The following is a 25,247-nucleotide window of genomic DNA, read 5'->3' as shown; positions in this document are numbered from 1 at the left end:
CGGCGGTGCGGCAGGCGCGTTCGGCCGTCCCGGTGGCGCGCCCCGGCGTGGCCGCAAGTCGAAGCGGCAGAAGCGGCAAGAGTACGACTCGATGCAGGCGCCCGCCGTCGGCGGCGTGCGGCTGCCGCGCGGCAACGGCGAGATCATCCGGCTCGCCCGTGGCGCCTCGCTGTCGGACTTCGCGGAGAAGATCGACGCGAACCCGGCCGCGCTGGTGCAGGCCCTGTTCAACCTCGGCGAGATGGTCACCGCGACCCAGTCGGTGAACGACGAGACCCTCGAGCTGCTCGGCAGCGAGATGAACTACGTCGTCCACGTGGTCAGCCCCGAGGACGAGGACCGCGAGCTGCTGGAGTCGTTCGACCTCACCTACGGCGAGGACGAGGGCGGCGAGGAAGACCTCGAACAGCGTCCGCCGGTGGTGACCGTCATGGGTCACGTCGACCACGGTAAGACCCGCTTGCTGGACACCATCCGCAAGGCGAACGTCCGCGAGGGCGAGGCCGGTGGCATCACCCAGCACATCGGCGCCTACCAGGTGCTCACCCACCTCGGCGACGAGGACCGGCTGATCACCTTCATCGACACCCCGGGTCACGAGGCGTTCACCGCCATGCGTGCCCGCGGTGCGAAGGCCACCGACATCGCGATCCTGGTGGTCGCCGCCGACGACGGCGTCATGCCGCAGACGGTGGAGGCGATCAACCACGCGCAGGCGGCCGACGTGCCGATCGTCGTGGCGGTCAACAAGATCGACAAGGAAGGCGCCAACCCGCAGAAGGTGCGTCAGCAGCTCACCGAGTACGGCCTGGTCGCCGAGGAATACGGCGGCGAGACCATGTTCGTCGACATCTCCGCCAGGCAGAACATCAACATCGATGCGCTGCTCGAGGCGGTCCTGCTGACCGCGGACGCGGCGCTGGACCTGCGGGCCAACCCGGACATGGACGCGCAGGGTGTCGCCATCGAGGCGCACCTCGACCGCGGCCGCGGCCCGGTGGCGACCGTGCTCATCCAGCGCGGCACCCTGCGGGTCGGCGACTCGATCGTGGCGGGAGACGCCTACGGCCGAGTGCGCCGGATGGTGGACGAGCACGGCGAGGACGTCGAGGCGGCGCTGCCGTCGCGGCCGGTCCAGGTCATCGGCTTCACGTCGGTGCCGGGAGCGGGTGACAACCTGCTCGTGGTCGACGAGGACCGGATCGCCCGGCAGATCGCCGATCGGCGCAACGCGCGCAAGCGCAACGCGCTGGCCGCGCGCAGCCGCAAGCGGATCAGCCTGGAAGATCTGGATGCCGCGCTGAAGGAGACCAGCGAGCTGAACCTGATCCTCAAGGGCGACAACTCGGGTACGGTCGAGGCCCTCGAAGAGGCGCTGCTCGGGATCCAGGTGGGCGACGAGGTGCGCCTGCGGGTGATCGACCGCGGCGTCGGTGGCGTCACCGAGACCAACGTCAACCTCGCTTCGGCGTCGAACGCGATCATCATCGGGTTCAACGTCCGCGCCGAGGGCAAGGCGACCGAGCTGGCCAACCGCGAGGGCGTCGACATCCGGTACTACTCGGTGATCTACCAGGCCATCGATGAGATCGAGAAGGCCCTCAAGGGCATGCTCAAGCCGATCTACGAAGAGGTCGAGCTGGGTCGTGCCGAGATCAGGGCGATCTTCCGTTCGTCGAAGATCGGCAACATCGCCGGTTGCATGGTCACGTCGGGTTCGGTCAAGCGCAACGCCAGGGCGCGCCTGCTCCGAGACAACATGGTGATCGCCGAGACGATGTCGATCTCGTCGCTGCGCCGGGAGAAGGACGACGTCACCGAAGTCCGCGAGGGCTTCGAGTGCGGTATGACGGTCACCTACTCCGACATCAAGGAAGGCGACATCATCGAGGCCTACGAGCTGCGCGAGAAGCCGCGCGACTGATAGGCCGCGAGACCGACCCGGACGCCGCGCCCAGTGCGCGGCGTCCGGCCGGTCTTCTCGATATGGAGGGGTGTAGGTGTACCTGGGTGCACTGGAGTTCGACCTGCTGCTCGGTGATGTGCATTCCCTGAAACAGAAGCGCTCGGTGATCCGGCCGATCCTGGCCGAATTGCAGCGTTTCGGTGTGAGTGCCGCCGAAGGTGGGGAACACGATCTATACCGTCGCTCGCTGCTGGGCGTGGCCATGGTCAGTGCCGGAATGGATCACCTGACCGAGGTGCTGGACAGATGTGAACGACACGTCGCGGCCCGTCCGGAGTTACAGTTGCTGGCGGTGCGCCGCCGGATCTTCGGGCCCGAGGACTGACCGCGGCGCAGCGACGGAGCTCGGGTGGCGGCCTGCGAGCCACGCTCCGACCGCCATCGAACAGAGTTGACAGTGAGGAGGAAACGGCCATGGTGGATCAAGCCAGGGCGCGTCGACTCGCCAAGCGGATCTCCTCGATCGTCGCGACCGCGATCGAATACGAGGTGAAGGACCCGCGGCTGCGTTTCGTGACCATCACCGACGCCAAGGTCACCGGCGATCTCCGGGAGGCGACGGTGTACTACACCGTGATGGGCGAAACCCTCGACGCCGAACCGGATTACGACGGTGCGGCGGCCGGCTTGGAGAAGGCCAAGGGTGTCCTGCGCTCCAAGGTGGGCGCGGGAACCGGGGTGAAGTTCACCCCGACGCTGGCATTCGTACTGGATACCGTGCCCGACGCGGCACGGCAGATGGAGGAACTGCTCGCCAGGGCGCGGGCGGCGGACGACGCGGTCGCCCAGGTGGCCGCCACCGCCAGGCACGCGGGCGATACCGACCCCTACAAGGTCGAACGCGACGCCGACCAGTGACATGCGGTAGTCGATGACGACGATGCGGGAAACGGCCGGCTTGGACACGGCCGTGGCGGCGCTCGACGCCGCGCGCTCGGTGACCATCGTCTGCCATGTGCAGCCCGATGCGGACACCGTAGGAAGTGGTCTGGCGCTGGCGTTGGTGCTGCACCGGCGCGGCGTCCCGGTGCAGGTGTCGTTCGCCGAGCCCGCGGAATTGCCCGTGTCGATGCGGTCGCTGCCCGGCGTGCGGCATCTGGTGGCGCCCGTGCAGGTGCCTGCCGAGGTCGACCTGCTGGTCGCGGTCGACTGCGGCAGCGCGGGCCGGCTCGGTGCGCTCGCCGACCGATTGCCGGGCGCGGCAACGACATTGGTGATCGATCACCATCGGTCCAACACGCGCTTCGGAACGATCAACCTGGTCGATCCCGCCGCGGAGTCCACCACGAGCCTGATCGCGCGGTTGCTCGACGCGTGGGGCGTACCGATCGATGCGGACGTGGCGCATTGCCTGTACGCCGGTCTGGTCACCGACACGGGTTCGTTCCGGTGGGTACGGCCGGGTACGCACGAACTGGCGGAGCGGCTGCTGGCCACCGGAATAGACGGCGCGCATATCGCACGCACCTTGATGGACACGCACCCGTTCGGGTGGCTGCCCATGCTGTCGCGGGTGCTCGGGACGGCGCAACTGGTCCCGGAGGCGCGCGGCGGTGTCGGGTTGGTGTACGCGTTCGTGCGGCGGGACGACATCGACGACGTGCGATCGGAGGAGGTCGAGAGCGTCATCGATATCGTGCGCACGACTGCCGAAGCGGGAATCGCCGCGGTATTCAAGCAATCTCGTGTGGTGCCGGATCGATGGACGGTGTCACTGCGCTCGCGTGACAGCGGCTCGTGTGCTGGCGACGGGGTGGACGTCGCCGAGGTGGCCACGTCGCTGGGTGGCGGCGGGCATCGCTTCGCCGCCGGGTACACCGCGCACGGCGCGCCCGAGGACCTGATCGGCGCGCTGCTGGCCGCACTCGGATGACCCGTATGTCGGAGCCGGGAGGCTCCGTGTTCGTCGGGGGGCCGTGCCGAGGAGAGAGCGAAGTCGCAACGGCGGTCGTCTCGGAGGGCGACGTGTGGTGGAGGTGTTGGTGAACGCGCAGCTTCCCAGTGGCGCGGATATCGGTGACCCGACCCTGCGAGCGAGCGAGCAGGAGGGCCTCGACCGGGCCGTCGCTGCCGGGCCCGGACGCATTCTCGGCCTGGCGTTGCCCACTCTCGGTGTGCTGGTCGCCGAACCGATCTATCTCTTGTTCGACCTGGCCGTGGTCGGCAGGCTCGGGGCGCTCGCGCTGGCCGGGCTCGCCGTCGGCGGTCTGATCCTGGCGCAGACGAGTTCGCAGTTGACCTTCCTGTCCTACGGCACCACCGCGCGCTCGGCGCGTCGCCACGGCGCAGGCGACCGTCGCGGGGCCGTCGCGGAAGGCGTACAGGCCACCTGGATCGCGGTGGCCGTCGGCGCCGCGATCCTGCTGCTGGTCCAAGCATTCGCCGTGCCGGTGACCGGGGCCATCGCGGGCGGCGGGGATATCGCGGCGGAGGCGCTGGGCTGGGTACGGATCGCGTTGTTCGGCGTGCCGCTGATCCTGATCTCCATGGCGGGCAACGGATGGCTGCGTGGCGTCCAGGAGACGCGCAGGCCGTTGATCTACGTCGTCGCCGGACTCGCGGTATCGGCAGTCCTGTGCCCGGCGCTGGTGCACGGACTGTTCGGCGCACCGCACCTCGGCCTGCCGGGCTCCGCCGTGGCCAACGTGGCGGGCCAGATCGTCACCGCGGTCCTGTTCTCGAACGCGTTGATCCGCGAAGGGGTCTCCCTCGCCCCGCGCTGGTCGGTGATGCGGGCTCAGTTGGTGCTCGGGCGCGACCTGATCGTCCGCAGCTTCGCGTTCCAGGCGTGCTTCGTCTCGGCGGCGGCGGTCGCCGCGCGTTTCGGCGCCGCGTCGGTGGCGGCACACCAGTTGGTGCTGCAGCTGTGGAACTTCCTGGCCCTCGCCTTGGACGCGCTGGCCATCGCCGCCCAGACGCTCACCGGCGCCGCTCTGGGCGCGGGTGACGCCACCGGCGCCCGGGGGATCGCCCGGCGCGTGACCCGCTGGTCGGAGATCTTCAGCCTCGGGCTCGCCGCCTGCTTCGCGGCAGGGGCGGCGGTGATTCCTTCGCTGTTCACCGACGATGCCGACGTGCTCGGGCGCGCACACGTGGTGTGGTGGTTCTTCGTCGCGCTCATTCCGGTGGCGGGCATCGTCTTCGCGCTCGACGGCGTGCTGCTCGGCGCCGGTGACGCGGCCTATCTGCGCACCACCACGCTCGGAGCGGCGCTGCTCGGCTTCTTGCCCGCCATCTGGTTGTCGCTGGCCTTCGACTGGGGTGTCGCCGGAATCTGGTCCGGCCTCGCCGCGTTCATGCTGTTGCGGCTGATCGCCGTCGCGGTGCGGGCGTGGTCGGGCCGGTGGGCCCTGGTCGGCGCCGAAGTGCCGAGGTGACCGACACCCGGCTCGGCCGGTGCGCGCGAATCCGAATCGATGTGCCAAGGTAGGTGTGGTGATACCCAAGTTGATGGCGGTGAGCGACATTCATGTCGGGCACCAGGGGAATCGGCCGGTCGTCGAGCAGATCGAGGCGGACTCGCCGGAGGACTGGCTCATCGTGGCCGGCGACGTGGGGGAGAAGACCGAGGACATCCGGTGGGCGCTGGAGCTGCTGCGCGGCCGGTTCGCCAAGGTGATCTGGGTGCCGGGCAATCACGAACTGTGGACGACGGCGAAGGACCCGGTGCAGATGGCCGGGGTGGCGCGCTACGACTACCTGGTGTCGATGTGCCGCGACCTGGATGTGCTGACACCGGAGGACCCGTTTCCGGTGTGGCAGGGCGCGGGTTCGGAGGAGCACGGCGGAGCGGTCACGCTGGTTCCGATGTTCTTGCTGTACGACTACTCCTTCCTGCCGGAGGGAGCCACCACCAAGGCGGAGGGCCTGGCGATCGCGCGTGAGCGCAACGTGGTGGCCACCGACGAATTCCTGCTCTCACCGGATCCCTACCTGACCAGGGACGCGTGGTGCCACGCCCGGGTACAGGTGACCAAGCGCAAGCTCGACGCGCTCGCCCCCGGCACCCCGGTCGTCCTGATCAACCACTTCCCGCTGGTGCGGCAGCCGACCGACGTGCTGTTCTACCCGGAGTTCGCGCTGTGGTGCGGCACCGAACTGACCGCGGATTGGCACACCCGCTACAACGTGGTCTGCTCGGTCTACGGTCACCTGCACATCCCGCGGACCTCGCACTACGACGGCGTCCGGTTCGAGGAGGTGTCGCTGGGCTACCCGCGCGAATGGCAGCGCCGCGGCCTGCCCGACCGGTTGCTGCGCCAGATCCTGCCGACCCCGCAGTATCCGCCGGGCACGCTCAACAAGTGGGGTGGACACTTCCAGGTGACTCCCGAGATGGAAGCAGCCGCCGCGGAGATGCGCAGCAAAGCGCAGCAGCGGCGCGGGATGGCGTAGTCCGAGGCCCATGGCGCTGCGATCCCACCCGGTGCGGCTCGACTACGCTCGTCGGTGATGATCGAGAACATTCTGCCCGCGGGTGTGGCCTCGGCCGAGTTGCTGGCGTACCCGGAGGATCTGCGGCCGCATCCGGCGGAGGAGCATCTCATCGCCAAGTCGGTGGAGAAGCGCCGCCGGGACTTCATCGGCGCGCGGCATTGCGCCCGGTTGGCGCTCACCCAGCTCGGCGAGCAGCCGGTCGCGATCGGCAAGGGCGAGCGCGGCGCTCCGGTGTGGCCGCGCGGAATCGTCGGCAGCCTGACCCACTGCGACGGCTACCAGGCCGCCGCGCTCGGCCACAAGCTGCGATTCCGCTCGATCGGCATCGACGCCGAGCCGCACGCCACGCTGCCGGACGGCGTACTGGACTCGGTCAGCCTGCCGCCGGAGCGGGAGTGGCTGAAGACGACCGATTCCGAATTGCACCTGGACCGGTTGCTGTTCTGCGCCAAAGAGGCCACCTACAAGGCGTGGTTCCCGTTGACACTGCGCTGGCTCGGCTTCGAGGACGCGCACATCACGTTCGAGATCGAGGACGGCTCCGCCGATTCCGGGCGCGGCAGCTTCCACACCGAACTGCTGGTGCCGGGGCAGACCACCGACGGCGGCACGCCGCTGCTCTCGTTCGACGGCCGCTGGCTGATCACCGATGGGTACATCTTGACCGCGATCGCGCACGTCTGATGGACGGACTCGGCGGGCTGCTCGTCATCGACAAGGCCGGTGGCTGGACCAGTCACGACGTCGTCGCGAAATGCCGGAAGCTGTTGCGCACGAAGAAGATCGGTCACGCGGGCACCCTCGATCCGATGGCGACCGGTGTGCTGGTGCTCGGCGTGGAACGCGCGACCAAACTGCTCGGCCTGCTCACGCTGACGACCAAGGCGTACACCGCGACCATCCGGCTGGGGCAGGCGACCAGTACCGACGACGCCGAGGGCGAGGTGCTGGCCACGGCACCGGCCGGTCACCTCACCGACGCCGACATCGTCGCGCACACAGCCGAACTGACCGGGGACATCGAGCAGGTGCCCGCCACTGTGAGCGCGATCAAGGTGAACGGCGAACGCGCCTATGCCCGCCATCGTGCGGGCGAGGACGTGCAGCTGGCCGCGCGTCCGGTCACGGTGTCGCGGTTCGACGTGCTCGCCCGGCGTGATGCCGGTGATTTCGTCGACCTGGACGTGGTGGTCGAGTGCTCGTCGGGCACCTACGTGCGGGCGCTGGCCAGAGACCTCGGCGCCGCGCTCGGTGTCGGCGGCCACTTGACCGCGTTGCGCCGCACCAGGGTCGGTCCGTTCACCCTCGAGCACGCCCGCACCCTGGACGATCTGGCCGCCGCCGCGGAGTCCGGCGCGCCGCCGTTGAGCCTCGATATCGATGCCGCGGTGCGAACGGCGTTCCCGCACCGCGACATCGACGACCAGCAGGCCGACGACCTGCGCAACGGACGCTGGCTCGCCCCGGCCGGAATGCCCGGCGTCTACGCCGCCATGGACCCGGCAGGCCGAGCTATCGCCCTGCTGCGGGAGTCCGGTAATCGCGCGTCCTCGGTGATGGTCGTCCGCCCCGCCAACCTCTGATCCTGTGGCGGCCCGTGCCGCGGGATCAGAGTCTCGTCCGCTGAGTCGCCGGTTGCCGACCATGCCGTCGGCGCGCGCGGGTATGGGGAACTCACTGCGCAGCGCCGCGCTCAGGAGCCGATCTGGTGCCGGAGGCGTTGCACGGCGTCGTCCATGTGCTCGACGAGCAGAGCGCGGGCGCGCGCGGGCTCGCCGGCGCCGATCGCTTCGCGCAGGCCGATGTGTTCGCGAGCCTGTTCCCGCAGGTCCGGATAGGTCGTCTGCAAGGCGCCCAGGCACATGCGCGTCTCGATCAGCAAGGTGCGGGCCGCGCGCACCAGCCGCGGACTGGCCGCGCTCTCCACCAGGGCCTCATGGAAGGCCTGGTCGGCCTCGGACACCCCCACCGCGTCGCCGCGTTCGGCGCACGCGGCCATCTCTTCGACGCTGGGACCGAGCGCCTCGTAGGCGATCGGGCGGCGGCCGTCGAGGATCAGCTCCAGCGCGCCGCCCTCCAGCGCCGTCCTGGCCCGGTAGATGTCGACGACGTCGTCGAGGCTCAGTTCGATGACGAAGATCCCGCGATGTCGGACGCTGCGCAGCAGGCCCTCGGAGACCAAGCGCTGCATCGCCTCGCGCACCGGCCCGCGGGAGACCGCGAACCGCGCGGCGAGGTCGGCCTCGCCGAGCTGTGCTCCGGGCGCGAGACTGCCGCGCATGATCGCCTCGCGGAGCCGATCGGCGATCATCTCCGCGGTCGACTGCCGGTTCACCGGCTCGAAATCAACGACGGACATCGATCTGCCTTTCCGCGAACAAGGTCCCGAGTCCGGGAACGACCGGCTCGGCGCCGGCCAGCCGCAGCCCCGCCCAGATCGTGACCTGATTGGCCGTCAGCACCGGTTTGCCCAGCGTAGCCTCCAGGTCCGGCAGCACCGCCATGGTGTGCATCGCGGTGTCGGGGATGAGCAGCGCCTCGGCATCGGGATGGTCGTTGTCCGCCGCCAGCCGCAGCACCCGGCCCGGGGTGAGGGTACCGACCTCGGCTGCGGTGTCGATCCCCGCGCTGGACATCGAGACGACGTCGATGCCCGCGTCGGCGAGGAACTCCACGAACAGCCGGGCGACGTCGTCGGGATAACTGGCGGCGACGGCGACGGTGCGCAGCCCCAGCGCGTGCACCGCGTCGGCGAACGCGATGCTGGTGCTGGTCGCAGGGACGCCCGCGACCTCGGCCAGCGCGCGCGCCTGCTCGCGCGCCCCGGCGGGCCCGTAGACGAAGCTGCCGGATGTGCAGGCCCAGACGACGGCCTCGGGGCGATGCCGCGCGAGCAGCGAAGCGCCGAGGCGCAACTTCTCCGGACTGCCCAGCTCGAGCAGTTCGGGGACGGCGTGCAGATCGGTGCCGTAGATGTGGGCCACCGGAAGGTGCGCGCCGAGCGCCGCCGCCGCGAGCGGGTAGTCGTCCTCCGCCGCGTGGTCCGGATAGATGAATCCGACAGTGGGTGCGTGCATGCGATGTTCTTCCTTCAGAAAACGTTGAGCAGCCACTTGCCCGGGCCCATCATCGGGAGCTTCATCCGGCCGAGGCAGGCCCACATGGTGAGCTGGTTGGCGGTGAGCACCGGCTTGCCGAGGGCCTTCTCCAGCGGCTCTATCACGTCGTAGGTGGGCAAATTGGTACAGCTGACGAAGACGGCCTGGGCCTCGGGATCGTCGGCGCCGACGATGCGTTCGGCGATCGTGCGATAGCTGACCTTCCAGATGCCGCCGCCGAGCCCGAGGTGGTCGGAGCGCACCACCGAGCACCCGGCTTCGGCGAGGAACTCGTGCAGGCGGTGGGTCAGGATCTCGTCGTACGGGGTCAGCACCGAGATGCGGGTGAGGTCCAGATGGCGGATCGCTTCGAGCAAGGCGCCCGAGGTGGTGACCGCGTCCTGCGCCCCGGCCCGGCAGATGGTGTCGCGCAACGACTTCTCGTAGGCGAGGCCTTTGATGAAGCTGCCCGACGTGCACAGGTAGGCCACGACTTCCGGTTCCACGTGCAGCACGTTGCGGGTGGCCGCGGTGAGATGGGCCGCGTCGGAGACCAATTCGGCCATCTCCAGCGACACCGGGACCGGTTCGTAGGGGGTGCGGGCCAAGTGCAGACTCACCTCCAGCGGCGCCCAGCGCCAGAGCTCTCGTTCGAGGGCGAGGTCGAACGGTGCGATGATCCCGATACCCCGTTGTGCAACGGGCCCCTCGAGGTCGGGAAAGCTCAGATCCACTACGGCCCCTCTCGCGCTCAGCCGGGACGACCTCCGAACACGATCGGATTGTTGACAATCATACGATGCCCTCTTAGTGTGTCAATGTGGAACAGGGCCCGATTGTCGTCGTCCTGCACAGTGACAGTGTGCCCGACGCCGAACGAATGGACCGAGTAGCAGGCCGCGCCACCATCCGGTACACCGAGGCATCCGGGTTGGCGAATGCCCTGCGCGGAGCGGAGGTCTTGTTCGTCTACGACTTTCGCACCCGGGCGCTGCCCGGCGCGTGGCATGCCGCCGACCGTCTGCGCTGGGTGCACATGGGATCCACCGGCGTCGACCCGGCGATGTTCCCCGAACTGCGAGCCAGCGACGTGGTGGTGACCAACACCAGGGGCGTCTTCGATGCCGCGATCGCCGAGTACGTCCTCGGGCAGATTCTCGGTTTCGCCAAAGACTTGTCCGGTTCGCTGCTGCTGCAACAGCGGCACGAGTGGCGGCATCGGGAATCCGAACGGGTCGCGGGCTCGACGGCGTTGATCGTCGGCACCGGTTCGATCGGGCGTCATATCGCCCGACTGCTGCGTGCGGTGGGGATGACCGTGCGCGCCGTGGGCAGGCGGGAGCGCGCGCAGGACCCGGATTTCGGCGAGATCACCACCGATCTGCACGCCGAACTGGCCCGCGCCGATTACGTCGTCGCGATCGCTCCGCTCACCGACCGCACCAGGAACATGTTCGACGCCGCCGCCTTCGCCGCGATGAAGCCGCACGCCAGGTTTGTCAACGTCGGGCGCGGGGAACTCGTTGTGACCGACGATCTCGTCGCCGCGCTGCGCACCGGATCGATCGCCGCGGCGGCGCTCGATGTGGTGGACCCCGAGCCGCTCCCCGCCGATCACCCCCTGTGGGAACTGCCGAACGTCCGGATCACCCCGCACAACTCCGGTGACTTCATCGGGTGGCGCACCGAGATCGTCGACGCGTTCACCGAGAACTTCGACAACTGGATCGCAGGCCGTCCGCTGGACAACGTGGTCGACAAAAGGCTGGGGTACGTGCCCGGCTGAAGGAGCCCATCCATGAGCTACCCCGACAAGAACCAACCCACCGACCCGACCGCCATGACCGCGGTCGAGCTGGTCTCGGCCTACGCGGCCGGCGCGTTGTCGCCGGTCGAGGCGACCGAGGCGATCCTGCGCGCGATCGCCGACCGCGACGACGCGCTCAACGCCTTCTGTCTCGTCGATCACGATCGAGCCCTGGTGCAGGCGAAGGATTCCGAGGCGCGCTGGCAGTCCGGTCATGCCAGGGGCCTGCTCGACGGCGTGCCGATCTCGATCAAAGACGTCTTCCTGACCGAGGGCTGGCCCACCCGGCGCGGCTCCACGTCCATCGACCCGGCCGGCCCGTGGCTGGTGGACAGTCCGGTGGCGGCGCGGCTGCGCGAGGACGGCATGGTCTTCCTCGGCAAGACCACCACTCCGGAGATCGCGTGGAAGGCGGTCACCGACAGCCCGCTGGCGGGCATCACCCGGAATCCGGCCGACCCGGCCACCACCGCGGGCGGCTCCTCCGGCGGCAGCGCCGCGGCCGTCGCGGCGGGCATGGGCCCGGTCTCGGTGGGCACGGACGGCGGTGGCAGCGTGCGCATTCCCGCCGCCTTCTGCGGCATCGTCGGGTTCAAGCCCACCTACGGCCGGATTCCGCTGTATCCGGCCAGCCCGTTCGGTCCGCTGGCGCACGCGGGCCCGATGACGCGCACCGTCGAGGACGCGGCGCTGCTGATGGACATCCTGTCGCTCCCCGATCCGCGCGATCCCACCGCGCTGGCTCCCACGCTCACCGCCTTCCGCGCCGAAATGCACCGCGACGTGCGGGGATTGCGCGTGGCGTACTCACCGGCGCTCGGCTACGCCACGGTCGACCCCGAAGTCGCCGCGATCGTGGAGGCGGCGGTCACCCGGCTGGCCGACGCCGAACTCCGGGTGAGTGTCGCCGATCCTGGATTCGACGATCCGCGTGAGGCGTTCGAACTGCTCTGGGCGGCCGGGGCGGCCACGATGCTGTCCGGCTTCCCGGCGGGCACGCGCGAACGCGTGGATCCCGGTCTGCGCGCGGTATGGGAGCGCGGGGAAACCGTCACCGCGGTCGACTATCTCACCGCGCGCAACGTGGCGGCGCAGATCGGTATCACCATGGGCGCCTTCCACAACGACTACGACGTCCTGATCACCCCGACGGTGCCGATTCCCGCGTTCGAAGCGGGACACGACGTGCCACCGGACAGCGGCCTGCGCAGCTGGCCCGAGTGGACGCCCTTCACCTACCCGTTCAATCTCACCCAGCAACCCGCGATCAGCATCCCGGCGGGCACCACGCGCGCGGGGCTGCCGGTCGGACTGCAGATCGTCGGTCCGCGCCACTCCGACGATCTGATCCTCGCGGTGGCCCGCTACGCCGAATTCGTGCTGGCCTCCTGAACGCGAACGGCCCCGCGGGAAGACCGCGGGGCCAGGGTTCGCCGTCGTTCAGGCGCGAGCGAAGGCCAGCGTCTCGCCTTGCACGCCGTGCAACCACAACGTGTTGCACGCCGCGGCCATCTCGGCGAGCCCCTCCTCGATGGTGGCGAAGACATTCCCCGGCACCCACCCGAGGTCGCCGTTGATCAGCAGATTGTTGCGGCCGTAGAACAGCGCGAGATCGGTCGCGCCGCGCTCGTGCTCGGCCGCGGAGCCGGCCTCGTAGCCGTAGGCCGGGTTGCCGATCTCCCACGGCTCGAAATCGAACAGGCACACGTCGCCGGGGATGGGCGTGACCGTCGGATTCTCCCGATGCGGCGCCGCGCCGATCCGCGGCAGCAAGGTGTACACCTCGTTGCGGGCGTACTTGGCGTGGAAGGCGTCGCCTTCCTGCGGCAGTGCGTTCCACACCGCGGCGCAGGTCTGGGGTGCTTCCTCGTCGAGCAGACGGGCGCGGCAGGTCACCGCGGCTTTGGTGAGCGTGATGGTGATGTAGCGGGCCATGCGGTCCTGCTTCCTGATCGGGCCCGCCGGGCGGGCGCAGCGGACGGGTAGGGGGTGCGCGAGCTACAACTCGGCGAGCACCTCGGACCAGATCGCCAGAGCATCCTCGATCTGTGTATCGGTCACGATCAGCGGCGGAATCATCCGCACCACGTTCGAGTACGCTCCGCAGGTCAGCAGCAGCAGTCCCTTGTCCACCGCGGCGCGCTGCGCGGCCGCGGCGGTGGCGGTATCGGGCTCGCCGGTGGCCGTGGTGAATTCGGCGCCGACGAGCAATCCGAGGCCGCGGACGTCGCCGATCGACTTGGTGGCGCTGTCGCGCAGACCGCGCAGCAGTTGCGCGCCGCGGGCTGCCGCGTTGTCCACCAGCCCTTCGGATTCGATGACCTCGAGCGTGGCGATCGCCGCCGCGCAGGCCACCGCGTTGCCGCCGTAGGTGCCGCCTTGCGAGCCCGGCCACGCCCGCGCCATCAGTTCGCGCGACGCCGCGATGCCGGACAGCGGGAAGCCGCTGGCCAGACCCTTCGCGATGGTGATCACGTCGGGCCGGACGCCGAAGTGCTGATGCCCGAAGAACTTCCCGGTGCGCCCGAATCCGGTCTGGATCTCGTCGAAGACCAGCAGGATGCCGTGCCGGTCCGCGCGTTCGCGCAGCCCGTGGAAGAACTCGGTGTTGCCGGGGACGTAACCGCCCTCGCCGAGCACCGGCTCCACGATGAACGCGGCGGTCTCGGCGGGCGAGGTGAGCGTGGCGAACAGGTAGTCGAGTTCGCGCAGCGCGAAGGCGGTGGCTTCCCGCTCGCTCCAGCCGTAGCGATAGGCGGTGGGGAAGGGCGCGACGTGCACGCCGGGCATGAGCGGGCTGAACCCGGCGGAGAAACGGGTACCGGAGGTCGTCATGGTCGCGGCGGCCACGGTGCGGCCGTGAAAGCCGCCGTGGAAGACGACGACGTTCGGCCGCCCGGTGGCCTGGCGCACCAGTCGCAGTGCGGCCTCGACCGCCTCGCTGCCGGAGTTCGCGAAGAACAGCGTGTCGAGTCCTTCCGGAAGCACCGCGCCGAGCCGTTCGGTCAGCTCCAGCAGGGGCCGATGCAGCACGGTCGTGTACTGGCCGTGGATGAGCGAAGCCACCTGGGCCTGCGCGGCGGCGACCACTTTCGGGTGGCAGTGCCCGGTGCTGGTCACCCCGATGCCCGCGGTGAAGTCCAGGTAGCGGCGTCCGTCGGTGCCGTAGAGGTAGCACCCCGCGCCGTGGTCGACGGTCACCGGAGTGGCCTGTTTCAGGATGGGCGAGAGCTCGGTCATGGTGATTCGCCTCCCGGTGCGGGTGGGGTGGTCCGGAGTCTGTCTATTGTCGGATTGTCGACAATATGCATAACATGGCCGAACGGGTCGCAGCAATGGCCGGACGCTGCGCGGTGTCGAAAGGAGCCACCGACCATGCTCACCGAGAGCGCGCTGAGCGCGGCCGAACGCGCCGCGATCGACACGGTGCCGCGCGGCTTGTTCATCCAGGGGCAGTGGCGGACGGCGGCCAGGACGCTGCCGGTCTTCGATCCCGCCACGGGTGAGCTGCTGTGCGAGGTCGCCGACGCGGCCCCGGACGACGGTCGCGCGGCGCTGGACGCGGCGTGCGCGGCGCAGCCGGACTGGGCGGCCACCGCGCCCCGCGAGCGCAGCGATCTGCTGATGCGCGTGCATCGCGCGTTGCTGGCCGAAACCGACCGGCTCGGGCTGATCGCCACCCTGGAGATGGGCAAGCCGCTGGCCGAGGCGCGCGGCGAGATCGCCTACGCCGCCGAGTTCTTCCGCTGGTTCGCCGAGGAGGCCGTGCGCTTGGACGGCGGGTATATGCCCGCACCGACCGGCGGTTCGCGTTTTCTGGTGGCCCGGCAGCCGGTCGGTCCGAGCTTGCTCATCACGCCCTGGAACTTTCCCGTCGCCATGGGCGCCCGCAAGATCGCGCCCGCGCTCGCCGCCGGCTGCACCTGCGTGGTGAAACCGGCTGAGCAGACGCCCCTTTCGATGCTCGCGCTGGCCCAGGTGATGGCGGACGCCGGGTTGCCCGCCGGGGTGGTCAACGTCGTCACGACAGCCGATCCCGCCGCGGTGATGACGCCGCTGATCCTCGACGACCGCTCGCGCAAGTTGTCGTTCACAGGTTCGACGGCGGTCGGCAAGCAGTTGCTCGCGCAGTGCGCGCAGACGGTGATGCGCACTTCGATGGAACTCGGCGGCAACGCGCCGCTGCTGGTATTCGACGACGCCGACCTCGACGAGGCGGTCGAGGGCGCGGTGGCGGCGAAGATGCGCAACATCGGCCAGGCCTGCACCGCCGCCAATCGCATCCTCGTCCAGCGCGGCGTCGCCGAGGTGTTCGCGCGCAGGCTCGCCGACCGGATGGCGGCCCTGCCGATGGGCCGGGGCACCGAGCCGGATGTGGTGGTCGGTCCGCTGATCGACACCGAGGCCGTCGCCAAGGTGCAGCGCCTGGTCGCCGACGCGCGCACCCGCGGCGCCAGGGTGCTCACCGGGGGGACGGCGTGGGACGGACCCGGCACGTTCTATCCCGCGACCGTCCTGGTCGACGTCCCCGACGACGCCGAACTGTGTCACACCGAGATCTTCGGACCGGTCGCCGCGATCGGCGTCTTCGATACCGAGGAGGAGGCCGTGCGCCGGGCCAACGACACGCCCTACGGATTGGTCAGCTATGTGTTCACCGAGAACCTCCGGCGCGGATTGCGAGTGTGCGAGGCGCTGGAAACCGGGATGGTCGGCCTCAACCAGGGTGTGGTGTCGAACCCGGCCGCACCCTTCGGCGGCGTCAAGGAATCCGGGCTCGGACGCGAAGGCGGGTTGACCGGGATCGATGAATTCCTGGAGACCAAGTACATCGGAGTGCGACTGTGAAGGAGTGCCAGTGAGCGAGTACCGCATCGCCGCCATCCCGGGTGACGGGATCGGAGTCGACGTCACCGCGGCGGCGGTGCGCGTGCTCGACGCCGTGCTGCCCGGTCTTGCCTGGACCGAATTCGACTGGTCCTGCGAGAACTACCTGCGCACGGGGGCCATGATGCCGCCGGACGGAGTTCGGCGGCTCGCGGGCTTCGACGCGATCCTGCTCGGCGCCGTCGGCTTTCCCGGTGTGCCCGACCACGTCTCGCTGTGGGGCCTGCTGATCCCGCTGCGCCGAGCGTTCGGTCAGTACGTCAACCTGCGCCCGGTGCGCCTGCTGCCCGGTACGGAATCGGCGCTGCGCGGCCGGACCGCCGAGGATCTGGACATCCTCATCGTGCGGGAGAACTCCGAGGGCGAGTACTCCCGGATAGGCGGCATCCACAACGAGGGCCGCCCCGACGAATTCGTGCTCCAGGAATCGGTGTTCACCCGCACCGGATGCGAGCGGATCATCCGCTACGCGTTCGAGCGGGCCGCCGAACGATCCGGGCGGTTGTGCTCGGCGACCAAGTCGAACGGGCTCATCCACTCGATGCCGTACTGGGACAGCGTGTTCGAACGCATCGCGGCCGAGTATCCGCGGGTGCAGACGCGGCAGATGCACGTCGACGCGCTGGCCGCCGAAATCGTGCTGCACCCGGACCGGCTGGACGTGATCGTGGGCTCGAATCTGTTCGGCGACATCCTCTCCGACCTCGCCGCCGCCGTGACCGGCGGGCTCGGCCTCGCGCCGTCGGGCAACATCAACCCCGAACGCACCGGTCCCTCGATGTTCGAGGCGGTGCACGGCAGCGCCCCCGACATCGCCGGTCAGGGCATCGCGAACCCGGTCGCGCAGATCCTCGCGGGCGCCATGCTGCTCGAGCATCTCGGCGAGTCCGCCGCGGCCGCCGCCGTCGATCGAGCGGTCTGCGACGTGCTCGCCGCCGGAGAGGTTCGCACCCCCGACCTCGGGGGCACCGGCACCACCGCCGAACTCGGCGACGCGATCGCCACCCGCGCGGCCGAGCTCGCCCGGCGTGCCGCCACAGCCGGCCGCGGCTGACTCGTCCTCGACGGGGCGACGATGTCACGGCAGTGAACGCGGCCGTCTGCTTCGACCGGGAATGTGGCCCAGGGTGGCAATCGCCCCGACTCGAGACTTCCCGGAGCCGGAGACCCTGCCTCGGCCTCGAGATCTCGCCGACGGGGACCGATCAGGCGGTGAGCCAGATGGCCTCGGCGGCGGGGCGTCCGAGGTCGGTCGGTGCGTCGGTGGCGCCGATGCGGATCGCGATGGTGCCCGCGAAGTCGCGGCGTTCGACGACCGCGATGGTGGTGTCCAGGGCGATGCCGACCGAGTCGAAGTAGCGCAGCATGTCGGGGTCGGCGTCGGAGATGCGCGCGACCCGGCCGGATTCACCGGCGTGGAAGTCGCTGAGCTGGCGCGCGGGCGGGGTGGGCACCGCGCCGTCGACCGACGGGATCGGGTCGCCGTGCGGGTCGCGATCGGGGTATCCGAGTTTGGCGTCGATCCGGGCCATCAGCAGCTCGGAGACCGCGTGCTCGAGCACCTCGGCTTCGTCGTGCACCTCGTCCCAGCCGTAACCGAGCTCGTTCACCAGGAACGTCTCGATGAGCCGATGCCTGCGCACCATCGCGACGGCGGCCCGGCGGCCCTCCGGGGTGAGGGCGATCGCGCCGTAGCGGGCGTGCTCGACCAGCCCTTGGTCGGCGAGTTTGCGGACGGCTTCGGACACGGTCGAGGCGGACACGCCGATCCGTTCGGCGAGCAACTTGGTGGTCACCTTCTCCTGCGACCACTCCTGCGCGGTCCAGATGACCTTCAGGTAGTCCTGGGCGACCGACGAGAGCACAGGCGCGATCGTCGCGGTACCGCCGTGCGCATCGCCCGGCGCCGGGGCGTCGGCCAACTCGCGTCGAGTGGCGATATCTCGTTTACCTGGCACATACCCGAGCTTAGGCACTGGCGTGCCGATACACACATCCTCGACCTGTAGTGGGCGGATCGACAACGAATCGCTATGCGCCGTTCACCCGCCGGGTCATACCGTTCTCGACAGGTCGAGTGCGTTCCGATGCGCGGCCACGCCGTCGAATCGGCGACCGGTCAACCGGGCGGTCGCCGGTGCGCCCACCGGCTCGCCGGACAACTCGTAGAACGTCGCCGTGGCGAGCCCGGTGAACTCGTCGCCGGTCACGTCGAGGTCGAAGGCGACGATCCCTTTGCGCACCACGTCGGGGTCGGCGCGATCGACGGTGAACTCCAGGAAGGCGCCGATGACCCGGTCGCCCGCGCAGCGCCAGGTGCCCATGCCGTTGCTGTCGCTCGTGGTGCGATTGCCGTGGTCGGGGTTCGATTGCAGCATCGTGCCGCCGGGGTGGAACTGCATCACGTGGTAGCCGAACGGAGCGCCGTCGGCGTGCACCTCCCACGTGCCGAGCACCGGATGCCGCTCGCTCATGCCGTGCCCCTGCGCTGCCGCCTTCGGGCCTGACCACTCATGCCGTGTCCCCGCAGACGGCCGCGAGCGCGGCGATGCCGCGATCGATGTCGTCGCGCGGCACGTTCGCGAAACTCAGCCGCATGGTGTTGCGGTGCTCCGCGACGTCGTCGGCGTAGAAGGCGCTGCCGGGCAGGAACGCGACCCCCTGCCGCAGTGCCCGCGCCAGCAGCGCGTCGGCATCGAAATCGGGCGGGCCCTCGACCCACAGGAACATCCCGCCCTCCGGCTCGATCCAGCGGAACCCGGCCGGGAAATGCCGCTCGAGCGCCACCGACAACGCGTCCAGCTTGGCCGAATAGGCGTCGACGACGTGAGCGAGGTGCGCCACCCCGGCCGCGCTGGCCAGGAATTCGGCGGCAATCGCCTGGCAGTACGTCGAGGTCTGCATATCGATGCCCTGCTTCAACGCGAGCACCGTCCGGAGGAGATCCGGGGGCATGACGGTGATTCCGACACGGATCGCGGGAGCGAGCGTTTTCGACAGGGACGTGATGTAGACCGAGTTGTCCGGGGCGAAAGACGACAGTGCGGGCTGTGCCGCGCCGCGGTAGCGCAGATCGGTGTAGACGTCGTCTTCGACGACCAGTGTGCCGTGCCGGATGACGATCTCGGCGATTCGTTCCCGTCGATCGGCGGGCATCGTCCGCCCGGTCGGATTCTGGAAAGTGGGCAGTAGATAGACGAATGCCGCGTCGAATCGGGTCAAGGCTTCCGCGAGCGCTTCGGGCACGATGCCGAATTCGTCGGAAGGCACCGCGACGACGGTCGCTCCGTGGCTGCGGAATTCCTTGACCGCCGGGCCGTAAGTGGGGGTTTCGACCAGAACCACGTCCTGCGGGTCGAGCAGCGCCAAACACACATTGTGCAATGCGCCGGAGCCGCCGGTCGAGATATGCAGGCGATCGGGTGTGCACCGAATATCGCGGTTGTGCAAAAGGTTTCGCGCTTGGTCCAACAGCGGGGCGAATCCCTGGGTCATCCCGTATTGGAGCACGGCGCTGCCGTATCTGCCGACGACCGTCTGCGCCAGCGTGGCGACGAGTTCGCTCGGCAGCAGAGCGGGGTCGGGCGCACCGACGGCGAAGGACACCACGTCGGGGCGGCCGGCCAGCGCAGCGAAGATGTCGTCGATGGGCCCGCTGGTCACCTCGGCCGCGCCGCGGCTGCGTTTGCCGACGGCCACGTCAGCCGACCGGATCGAGTCGCCGCAGGCGGGCGACGACATCGGGTACGCCGGCGTCGTATTCCGGCGTCAGCACCACGTCGTCGTTGAACAGCGGATCGGTCCGCATTTCCACCGCGACCAGATCCTCGGCCTCGTCGAGGTTCACCGCCACGTGCACGACGCCTTCGGGGATGTAGATGAACTCGCCCGGACCGTGGAAATGAGGTGTCAGTTCCGGGCCGATCAGGGTGACCGCTCGCCCGCGCAGGCAGACGACCACGATCTCGCTGTGCGCGTGATAATGCGCTTTCGACATCGCACCCGGGGCCATGTTGACCATGCCCGCCGAGATGCCGGTGGCGCCACAGGTTTCGGTGGTGACGCAAGGAATGAGGCGTTGTCGTTGCCTTCCGATTGTTTCGGCCGAATCGGACGGCTTGATCACACGCACGTGCTTGACTGCACTTTTCATGGCTACTCCGGGGCACTCCGTCACCGACGAATTGGACGCTAGACCATTCCCGCTGCTGGCGAGACGAGCTTGTGTGCCCGCGGAAAACCGGGGGTGTATCGGCTCTTTCGCGAATCCGTACGGCTGCTTTCCGGTGAGCGAAGATTTCCTCGGCGATGTCGTCGACCCCGACGTCGCGGCGCAGCGGCGCGCCGTCGTGCGGCGGCCACGGCCACATGCCGGTTATCCCTCCGCAGCCGCCCCGGCCTGCGTCGTGCCGCGGCTGAGGGTGGCCCGACCGATCGGCGCTCGGCGGCTCGCGCCTGCGCGTCGGCTCACGGCAGCGGAACCGTTGTGTGAGATCAGCACGCCCGAATACTGTTCGCTACCTGATTTGCGTAGGCTGCGCACTGTGCAGAGATGGCGAAGTCTCGACGAGGTGCCCGCGGACTGGGGGCGCTGTGTCCTCACGATCGGTGTGTTCGACGGTGTGCACCGCGGCCACGCGCAGCTGATCAGCCGGGCCGTGAAGTCCGCCGCCGCGCGCGGCGTGCCCGCGGTGCTGATGACGTTCGATCCGCACCCGATGGAAGTGGTCCGCCCCGGCTCGCACCCCGCGCAACTGACCACCCTCACCCGCCGCGCCGAACTGGCCGAGGAACTGGGCGTGGACGTGTTCTGCGTCATGCCCTTCACCCAGGAGTTCATGAAGCTGACTCCGGCGCGTTATGTCCACGATCTGCTGGTGGAGCGGCTGCACGTGGTGGAAGTGGTGGTCGGCGACAACTTCACCTTCGGCAAGAAGGCCGCGGGGACGGTGGAGACCATGCGCGAGCTCGGTCACCGTTTCGGCTTCGAGGTCGACGGCGTGTCGCTGCTCGCCGAGCACGCCGTGACCTTCTCCTCGACCTACATCCGCGCCTGCGTGGACGCGGGCGACATGGCGGCCGCGGCCGAGGCGCTGGGCCGTCCGCACCGAGTGGAAGGCGTCGTCGTGCACGGCGACGGCCGCGGCAAGCAACTCGGCTTCCCCACCGCGAACGTCGCGCCGCCGATGCACGCCGCCATTCCGGCCGACGGCGTGTACGCCGGGTGGTTCACCGTGCTCGGCCCCGGCCCCACCATCGGCACCGTCACCCCGGGCGAGCGGGCGATGGCCGCCGTCTCGGTGGGCACCAACCCGACCTTCTCCGGACGCGCCCGCACCGTCGAGGCGTACGTGCTCGACGGTGAGGCCGACCTCTACGGTCAGCACGTCGCGGTGGACTTCGTCGAGCACATCCGGGGCCAGCGCAGATTCGACTCGGTGGACGAGCTCATCGAGTCCATGGGCCGCGACGTGGAGACCGCGCGCAAGATCCTCACCGCCGCCGACGCCCGCTGAGCGTCAGGACTTCATGACCTCGAGCAGGTCGTTGTCGAGCTGCTCGAAGATTCGCAGCCGGAATGCGGCGAGTCGATTACCCGGAAGGTAATGCCGATGCTTCCCTCGGCGGTGTGACCGGAGCCGGGGCGCCTCGGCGGGCCCGCGATTTCGGCTGGAAGATGCCGGTCCGGTAGGGTGGTCCCTCGGGTTTGCTGCGGTCCGCGGTGGCGCCCCTACCCGGGTAACCGGACATTCGAGCGCGGAACTGAGAAACAGGAGTGGATGCCCCATGGCGCTGACCACCGAGCAGAAGTCGGCGATTCTCGCCGAGTACGGCCTGCACGAGAAGGACACCGGTTCGCCGGAGGCGCAGATCGCGCTGCTGTCCAAGCGCATCGCCGACATCACCGAGCACCTGAAGAAGCACAAGCACGACCACCACACCCGCCACGGCCTGATGGCGCTGATCGGTCGTCGCAAGCGGCTGTCGAAGTACCTGCAGGACAACGACATCAACCGCTACCGTTCGCTGATCGAGCGGCTCGGGCTGCGTCGGTAATTTTTTCCAGCGCCTGCGGCGCTGGGTGTTCGCGGCCCCTTCATGGCTCGCGTCCGAGCGACCGCTGCTGGCGACTTCGTCGCGGACGCAGCGGCCACTCGGCGCGAGCCGGGCCGGGAACGGGACAGGCTCGGTCTCGCTTCGCTCGAAAGACGTGGTCGAGGTGAGCTGGGCGCGTCTTGTGGTGACGGTGCGGTCCGGGTGCATGCCTGTCGTGGCGGGGTCGCGTTGTTCGGAGTTATCCGGCGCAGCCACGTCGGTTTGTTCGTTCGCTGTCCGGGGGATGCGGCGCGGCTGCTCGACACGGGGGTGTCCGAGGGGTCGCTGGTTCGGCCAACGGGGAGACGTACAATCGCACCGTTGGTTATATGTGTACAGGGGTGCGGATTGCCCCCGTCGCACGACAACATTGCACAGCCGTATGCACCCGTCGCGTGGCGTCGGTCTTCGGTAGTGGCCTATCGGCAGCGAGTTGGCGCCGTCGGGCTTCGATCGATGACCGCCTCCGCGTCGCCGTGTCCAAGGGGATTCGGCCGGGTGTGCGCGTCGCAGCCAGGAGGGTTGCCGCGCGTCCGTACCCGGTACGGCTGACGACAGCCGGATCGCGCCAGCGTGCGCTCGAGCCGGCGAAGACGAGAGGTTGAGAGAGAAGAATGACCGAAACAACTGAACGCAAGAGCTCCGCCGTCGAGGTCGAGCCGGGCGTGTTCGAATCCGTCGCGCTGATCGACAACGGCAGCTACGGCACCCGCACCATCCGGTTCGAGACCGGACGCCTCGCCCGGCAGGCCGCCGGTTCGGTCGTCGCCTACCTGGACGACGAGACCATGCTGCTGTCGGCCACCACCGCGGGCAAGCAGCCCAAGGACCAGTTCGACTTCTTCCCGCTGACGGTCGACGTCGAGGAGCGGATGTACGCCGCGGGCCGCATCCCCGGCTCGTTCTTCCGCCGCGAGGGCCGTCCCTCCACCGACGCGATCCTGACCTGCCGCCTGATCGACCGTCCGCTGCGTCCGTCGTTCGTCGACGGCCTGCGCAACGAGATCCAGGTCGTGGTCACGGTGCTGAGCCTGGATCCGAAGGACCTCTACGACGTGGTGGCCATCAACGCCGCGTCCGCGTCCACCCAGTTCGCCGGCCTGCCGTTCTCCGGCCCGGTCGGCGGCGTTCGCGTCGCCCTGATCGATGGCCAGTGGGTGGCCTTCCCGACCACCGAGCAGCTCGAGGGCGCCGTGTTCGACATGGTGGTCGCCGGCCGCGTGGTCGACTCCGGTGACGTCGCCATCATGATGGTCGAGGCGGAGGCCACCGAGAACGTCATCGCGCTGGTCGACGGCGGCGCGCAGGCGCCGACCGAGGCCGTGGTCGCGGAAGGGCTCGAGGCCGCCAAGCCGTTCATCGCCCGCCTGTGCCGCGCGCAGCAGGACCTCGCCGAACTGGCCGCCAAGCCCACCGAGGAGTTCCCGCTCTTCCCGCCGTACGGCCAGGACATCTACGAGGCCGTCGAGGGCACCGCGAAGCGCGAGCTGAGCGAGGCGCTGAGCATCTCCGGCAAGCAGGAGCGCGAGGAGAAGATCGACGAGATCAAGCTCGCCGTGCTCGACCGCCTGGCCGACGACTACGCCGGGCGGGAGAAGGAGCTGGGCGCGGCGTTCCGCTCCGTCACCAAGAAGCTGGTCCGCCAGCGCATCCTGTCCGACGGTTTCCGCATCGACGGCCGTGGGCTGGCCGACATCCGCGCGCTGTCCGCCGAGGTGGCGGTGGTGCCCAGGGCGCACGGCTCGGCGCTGTTCGAGCGCGGCGAGACCCAGATCCTGGGCGTCACCACCCTGGACATGGTGAAGATGGCCCAGCAGGTCGACTCGCTCGGCCCGGAGACCAGCAAGCGCTACATGCACCACTACAACTTCCCGCCGTTCTCCACCGGCGAGACCGGCCGGGTCGGTTCGCCCAAGCGCCGCGAGATCGGCCACGGCGCGCTGGCCGAGCGGGCGCTGATCCCGGTGCTGCCCAGCCAGGAGGAGTTCCCGTACGCCATCCGCCAGGTGTCGGAGGCGCTGGGTTCCAACGGCTCCACGTCGATGGGTTCGGTGTGCGCCTCCACCCTGTCGCTGCTGAACGCCGGTGTGCCGCTGAAGGCGCCGGTCGCGGGCATCGCGATGGGCCTGGTGTCGGACACCCTCACCAACGATCAGGGCGAGGAAGAGGTCCGCTACGTCGCGCTGACCGACATCCTCGGCGCCGAGGACGCCTTCGGCGACATGGACTTCAAGGTCGCGGGCACCCGCGAGTTCGTCACGGCGTTGCAGCTGGACACCAAGCTCGACGGCATCCCGTCGCAGGTGCTGGCCGGTGCGCTGAGCCAGGCGCACGACGCGCGCACCACCATCCTGGACGTGATGGCCGAGGCCATCGCCACCCCGGACGAGATGAGCCCGTACGCGCCGCGCGTCACCGCGATCAAGATCCCGGTCGACAAGATCGGCGAGGTGATCGGCCCCAAGGGCAAGGTGATCAACCAGATCACCGAGGACACCGGCGCCAACATCTCCATCGAGGACGACGGCACCGTGTTCGTCGGCGCGACCGACGGCCCGTCCGCGCAGGCCGCGATCGACGCGATCAACGCCATCGCCAACCCGCAGCTGCCGAAGGTCGGCGAGCGCTTCCTGGGCACGGTCGTCAAGACCACCGCCTTCGGCGCGTTCGTCTCGCTGCTGCCCGGTCGCGACGGTCTGGTGCACATCTCCAAGCTGGGCAACGGCAAGCGTGTGGCCAAGGTCGAGGACGTGGTGAACGTCGGCGACAAGCTGCGGGTGGAGATCGCCGATATCGACAACCGCGGCAAGATCTCGCTCGTTCCGGTGGAGGAGAACGCCGAGGAGACCGGCGACGACGCCGCCGATGCGGGCTCGGCCGGGACCGAGTAGTACTTGTCTCTGTGACGAAGAAGAAGACGACAACCCCTCTGCTCAGCACCGGGCAGGGGGGTTCG

The 25,247-nt window shown here is 69.3% G+C and carries 24 protein-coding genes; 15 read left to right on the top strand and 9 right to left on the bottom strand.

All coding sequences use genetic code 11. The features are described from left to right. The 8 genes from infB to truB all read left to right on the top strand — a co-directional run. Nucleotides 1-1,924 (top strand): translation initiation factor IF-2 (infB, locus tag ON21_RS18235; protein WP_083880708.1); only part of this gene is annotated, 1,924 nt, incomplete at its 5' end. A 76-nt stretch (nucleotides 1,925-2,000) separates the two neighbouring features. Beyond that, the gene (locus tag ON21_RS18230; protein ID WP_039799368.1) at nucleotides 2,001-2,291 is read left to right on the top strand and encodes a DUF503 domain-containing protein; all 291 of its coding nucleotides are present in this window, start codon (nucleotides 2,001-2,003) and stop codon (nucleotides 2,289-2,291) included. A gap of 89 nt (nucleotides 2,292-2,380) precedes the next feature. Continuing rightward, nucleotides 2,381-2,824: a 30S ribosome-binding factor RbfA gene (gene rbfA, locus ON21_RS18225; RefSeq protein ID WP_039799367.1), complete on the top strand. Its 444-nt coding sequence runs from the start codon at nucleotides 2,381-2,383 to the stop codon at nucleotides 2,822-2,824. Nucleotides 2,825-2,837: 13 nt separating this feature from the next. Further along, the gene (locus ON21_RS18220; RefSeq protein WP_039799366.1) at nucleotides 2,838-3,839 is read left to right on the top strand and encodes a DHH family phosphoesterase; all 1,002 of its coding nucleotides are present in this window, start codon (nucleotides 2,838-2,840) and stop codon (nucleotides 3,837-3,839) included. Between the two features lie 154 nt (nucleotides 3,840-3,993). Continuing rightward, nucleotides 3,994-5,343: an MATE family efflux transporter gene (locus ON21_RS18215; RefSeq protein WP_039799389.1), complete on the top strand. Its 1,350-nt coding sequence runs from the start codon at nucleotides 3,994-3,996 to the stop codon at nucleotides 5,341-5,343. 58 nt (nucleotides 5,344-5,401) lie between these two features. Next, nucleotides 5,402-6,361 carry a metallophosphoesterase family protein gene (locus tag ON21_RS18210; protein ID WP_086006443.1) on the top strand — a complete coding sequence of 320 codons (960 nt, stop codon included), beginning with the start codon at nucleotides 5,402-5,404 and terminating at the stop codon, nucleotides 6,359-6,361. Nucleotides 6,362-6,418: 57 nt separating this feature from the next. Then, nucleotides 6,419-7,087: a 4'-phosphopantetheinyl transferase Npt gene (gene npt, locus ON21_RS18205; RefSeq protein ID WP_039799363.1), complete on the top strand. Its 669-nt coding sequence runs from the start codon at nucleotides 6,419-6,421 to the stop codon at nucleotides 7,085-7,087. Beyond that, the gene (truB, locus tag ON21_RS18200) at nucleotides 7,087-7,986 is read left to right on the top strand and encodes a tRNA pseudouridine(55) synthase TruB (protein WP_039799362.1); all 900 of its coding nucleotides are present in this window, start codon (nucleotides 7,087-7,089) and stop codon (nucleotides 7,984-7,986) included. Before npt ends, truB begins: the two co-directional genes overlap by 1 nt. 110 nt (nucleotides 7,987-8,096) lie before the next feature. Here truB and ON21_RS18195 read toward each other — a convergent pair whose 3' ends face one another. The 3 genes from ON21_RS18195 to ON21_RS18185 are packed head-to-tail and all read right to left on the bottom strand — an operon-like array spanning nucleotide 8,097 to nucleotide 10,235. After that, on the bottom strand, nucleotides 8,097-8,762 hold the full coding sequence (locus ON21_RS18195) for a GntR family transcriptional regulator (protein WP_039799361.1): 666 nt from the start codon (nucleotides 8,760-8,762) through the stop codon (nucleotides 8,097-8,099). Beyond that, nucleotides 8,749-9,480: a maleate cis-trans isomerase family protein gene (locus tag ON21_RS18190; protein ID WP_039799360.1), complete on the bottom strand. Its 732-nt coding sequence runs from the start codon at nucleotides 9,478-9,480 to the stop codon at nucleotides 8,749-8,751. The genes ON21_RS18195 and ON21_RS18190 overlap by 14 nt, the downstream gene beginning before the upstream one ends. 14 nt (nucleotides 9,481-9,494) lie before the next feature. Continuing rightward, the gene (locus tag ON21_RS18185; protein ID WP_039799359.1) at nucleotides 9,495-10,235 is read right to left on the bottom strand and encodes a maleate cis-trans isomerase family protein; all 741 of its coding nucleotides are present in this window, start codon (nucleotides 10,233-10,235) and stop codon (nucleotides 9,495-9,497) included. Between the two features lie 86 nt (nucleotides 10,236-10,321). Between ON21_RS18185 and ON21_RS18180 the strand changes: the two genes are divergently transcribed. Then, a complete protein-coding gene (locus ON21_RS18180; protein WP_039799358.1) occupies nucleotides 10,322-11,287 on the top strand; it encodes a D-2-hydroxyacid dehydrogenase in 966 nt (321 codons plus the stop codon). Between the two features lie 12 nt (nucleotides 11,288-11,299). Then, nucleotides 11,300-12,700 carry an amidase gene (locus ON21_RS18175; RefSeq protein ID WP_083880705.1) on the top strand — a complete coding sequence of 467 codons (1,401 nt, stop codon included), beginning with the start codon at nucleotides 11,300-11,302 and terminating at the stop codon, nucleotides 12,698-12,700. A gap of 48 nt (nucleotides 12,701-12,748) precedes the next feature. Here the strand turns inward: ON21_RS18175 and ON21_RS18170 are convergent, their stop codons facing one another. Both ON21_RS18170 and ON21_RS18165 read right to left on the bottom strand, forming a co-directional pair. Next, the gene (locus ON21_RS18170; protein WP_039799357.1) at nucleotides 12,749-13,243 is read right to left on the bottom strand and encodes a DUF3830 family protein; all 495 of its coding nucleotides are present in this window, start codon (nucleotides 13,241-13,243) and stop codon (nucleotides 12,749-12,751) included. Nucleotides 13,244-13,306: 63 nt separating this feature from the next. Continuing rightward, the gene (locus tag ON21_RS18165) at nucleotides 13,307-14,548 is read right to left on the bottom strand and encodes an aspartate aminotransferase family protein (protein ID WP_039799355.1); all 1,242 of its coding nucleotides are present in this window, start codon (nucleotides 14,546-14,548) and stop codon (nucleotides 13,307-13,309) included. 135 nt (nucleotides 14,549-14,683) lie between these two features. Between ON21_RS18165 and ON21_RS18160 the strand changes: the two genes are divergently transcribed. Both ON21_RS18160 and ON21_RS18155 read left to right on the top strand, forming a co-directional pair. Then, complete coding sequence (locus ON21_RS18160) at nucleotides 14,684-16,156, top strand: NAD-dependent succinate-semialdehyde dehydrogenase (protein ID WP_086006441.1); 1,473 nt, start codon at nucleotides 14,684-14,686, stop codon at nucleotides 16,154-16,156. Then, a complete protein-coding gene (locus ON21_RS18155; RefSeq protein ID WP_051020923.1) occupies nucleotides 16,116-17,249 on the top strand; it encodes a tartrate dehydrogenase in 1,134 nt (377 codons plus the stop codon). Before ON21_RS18160 ends, ON21_RS18155 begins: the two co-directional genes overlap by 41 nt. Before the next feature lie 151 nt (nucleotides 17,250-17,400). Here the strand turns inward: ON21_RS18155 and ON21_RS18150 are convergent, their stop codons facing one another. The 4 genes from ON21_RS18150 to ON21_RS18135 form a co-directional block, all read right to left on the bottom strand. Then, entirely contained in the window at nucleotides 17,401-18,069 is a 669-nt protein-coding gene (locus tag ON21_RS18150) for a metal-dependent transcriptional regulator (RefSeq protein ID WP_174372183.1), read from the bottom strand. A 180-nt stretch (nucleotides 18,070-18,249) separates the two neighbouring features. Next, a complete protein-coding gene (locus ON21_RS18145; RefSeq protein WP_051020921.1) occupies nucleotides 18,250-18,669 on the bottom strand; it encodes a hypothetical protein in 420 nt (139 codons plus the stop codon). 37 nt (nucleotides 18,670-18,706) lie between these two features. After that, entirely contained in the window at nucleotides 18,707-19,894 is a 1,188-nt protein-coding gene (locus ON21_RS18140; RefSeq protein ID WP_039799385.1) for an aminotransferase-like domain-containing protein, read from the bottom strand. 1 nt (nucleotide 19,895) lies between these two features. After that, nucleotides 19,896-20,348 (bottom strand): cupin domain-containing protein, encoded by a 453-nt coding sequence (locus ON21_RS18135; RefSeq protein ID WP_051020920.1) that lies wholly within the window; start codon nucleotides 20,346-20,348, stop codon nucleotides 19,896-19,898. 391 nt (nucleotides 20,349-20,739) lie between these two features. Between ON21_RS18135 and ON21_RS18130 the strand changes: the two genes are divergently transcribed. The 3 genes from ON21_RS18130 to ON21_RS18120 all read left to right on the top strand — a co-directional run bounded on the left by ON21_RS18130 (nucleotide 20,740) and on the right by ON21_RS18120 (nucleotide 25,182). Next, complete coding sequence (locus tag ON21_RS18130) at nucleotides 20,740-21,711, top strand: bifunctional riboflavin kinase/FAD synthetase (protein WP_051020927.1); 972 nt, start codon at nucleotides 20,740-20,742, stop codon at nucleotides 21,709-21,711. A gap of 271 nt (nucleotides 21,712-21,982) precedes the next feature. Continuing rightward, the gene (gene rpsO, locus ON21_RS18125) at nucleotides 21,983-22,252 is read left to right on the top strand and encodes a 30S ribosomal protein S15 (RefSeq protein ID WP_039799352.1); all 270 of its coding nucleotides are present in this window, start codon (nucleotides 21,983-21,985) and stop codon (nucleotides 22,250-22,252) included. Between the two features lie 653 nt (nucleotides 22,253-22,905). Further along, nucleotides 22,906-25,182, top strand: coding sequence for a polyribonucleotide nucleotidyltransferase (locus ON21_RS18120; protein ID WP_039799350.1), 2,277 nt, complete (start codon nucleotides 22,906-22,908; stop codon nucleotides 25,180-25,182). The last annotated feature ends 65 nt before the right edge of the window (nucleotides 25,183-25,247 follow it).

This window comes from Nocardia araoensis NBRC 100135, from assembly GCF_000308435.1.
GTDB classification, from domain to species: Bacteria; Actinomycetota; Actinomycetes; order Mycobacteriales; family Mycobacteriaceae; genus Nocardia; species Nocardia araoensis.
The sequence above is the reverse complement of the archived record's forward strand: the minus strand, read 5'-3'. Positions and strand labels throughout refer to the sequence as shown.

What these genes read in the sequence shown, in the direction of transcription:
- rbfA (WP_039799367.1), top strand. Translation starts at nt 2,381, where the DNA reads ATGGTGGATCAAGCCAGGGCGCGTCGACTCGCCAAGCGGATCTCCTCG.
- ON21_RS18220 (WP_039799366.1), top strand. Translation starts at nt 2,838, where the DNA reads ATGACGACGATGCGGGAAACGGCCGGCTTGGACACGGCCGTGGCGGCG.
- npt (WP_039799363.1), top strand. Translation starts at nt 6,419, where the DNA reads ATGATCGAGAACATTCTGCCCGCGGGTGTGGCCTCGGCCGAGTTGCTG.
- truB (WP_039799362.1), top strand. Translation starts at nt 7,087, where the DNA reads ATGGACGGACTCGGCGGGCTGCTCGTCATCGACAAGGCCGGTGGCTGG.
- ON21_RS18195 (WP_039799361.1), bottom strand. Translation starts at nt 8,762, where the DNA reads ATGTCCGTCGTTGATTTCGAGCCGGTGAACCGGCAGTCGACCGCGGAG.
- ON21_RS18190 (WP_039799360.1), bottom strand. Translation starts at nt 9,480, where the DNA reads ATGCACGCACCCACTGTCGGATTCATCTATCCGGACCACGCGGCGGAG.
- ON21_RS18175 (WP_083880705.1), top strand. Translation starts at nt 11,300, where the DNA reads ATGAGCTACCCCGACAAGAACCAACCCACCGACCCGACCGCCATGACC.
- ON21_RS18170 (WP_039799357.1), bottom strand. Translation starts at nt 13,243, where the DNA reads ATGGCCCGCTACATCACCATCACGCTCACCAAAGCCGCGGTGACCTGC.
- ON21_RS18165 (WP_039799355.1), bottom strand. Translation starts at nt 14,548, where the DNA reads ATGACCGAGCTCTCGCCCATCCTGAAACAGGCCACTCCGGTGACCGTC.
- ON21_RS18160 (WP_086006441.1), top strand. Translation starts at nt 14,684, where the DNA reads ATGCTCACCGAGAGCGCGCTGAGCGCGGCCGAACGCGCCGCGATCGAC.
- ON21_RS18155 (WP_051020923.1), top strand. Translation starts at nt 16,116, where the DNA reads ATGAATTCCTGGAGACCAAGTACATCGGAGTGCGACTGTGAAGGAGTG.
- ON21_RS18145 (WP_051020921.1), bottom strand. Translation starts at nt 18,669, where the DNA reads ATGAGCGAGCGGCATCCGGTGCTCGGCACGTGGGAGGTGCACGCCGAC.
- ON21_RS18135 (WP_051020920.1), bottom strand. Translation starts at nt 20,348, where the DNA reads ATGAAAAGTGCAGTCAAGCACGTGCGTGTGATCAAGCCGTCCGATTCG.
- rpsO (WP_039799352.1), top strand. Translation starts at nt 21,983, where the DNA reads ATGGCGCTGACCACCGAGCAGAAGTCGGCGATTCTCGCCGAGTACGGC.
- ON21_RS18120 (WP_039799350.1), top strand. Translation starts at nt 22,906, where the DNA reads ATGACCGAAACAACTGAACGCAAGAGCTCCGCCGTCGAGGTCGAGCCG.